Genomic DNA, 556 nt, shown 5'->3' on the forward strand with positions numbered 1-556 from the left:
GGACCTGGCGGCGCTGCGGGTGCGGGCGCGCGATCCGGCGTTCCGGCCGGTGACGCTGCCGGGGGCGGCGTTCACGGCCGATATTCCGGTCTCGGTCGCGCATCTGCAAAGCCGCAACGTCATCGGCAAGCTGACGGGCACGCGCCATCCCGACGAGACGGTGATGTTCGGCGCGCATTGGGATGCGTTCGGCACGGGGGTGGACGCGCAGGGCCGTCCCGTGATCCGGCGGGGGGCGATCGACGACGGGTCGGGGATCGCCGCGATCCTGGAAATCGCCCGCGCCTTCAAGGCGGGGCCGCGGCCCGAACGGACGGTGATGTTCGCGGCCTGGACGGCCGAGGAACGCGGCCTGCTGGGATCGAGCTGGTATGCGGCCCACCCGCTGGCGCCCCTGGCCAGGACGGCGGCGAATTTCACCATCGACGTGCTGCAGATGGCAGGGCCATCGCGGAATGTCTTCGTGATCGGGGCGGGGCAGGACAGCGTGCAGGACGATTTCGCCACGGCGGCCCGCGCGCAGGGGCGCGTCGCGCAGCCCGAGGCGAAGCCCGAG

General features: G+C 72.7%; 1 protein-coding gene. It reads left to right on the forward strand.

The features are described from left to right. On the forward strand, positions 1-556 hold a 556-nt coding region (locus HUK84_RS22365; protein WP_176642066.1), incomplete at both ends, for a M20/M25/M40 family metallo-hydrolase.

The organism is Nguyenibacter vanlangensis, from assembly GCF_013376155.1.
In the GTDB taxonomy this organism is placed as follows: domain Bacteria; phylum Pseudomonadota; class Alphaproteobacteria; order Acetobacterales; family Acetobacteraceae; genus Gluconacetobacter; species Gluconacetobacter vanlangensis.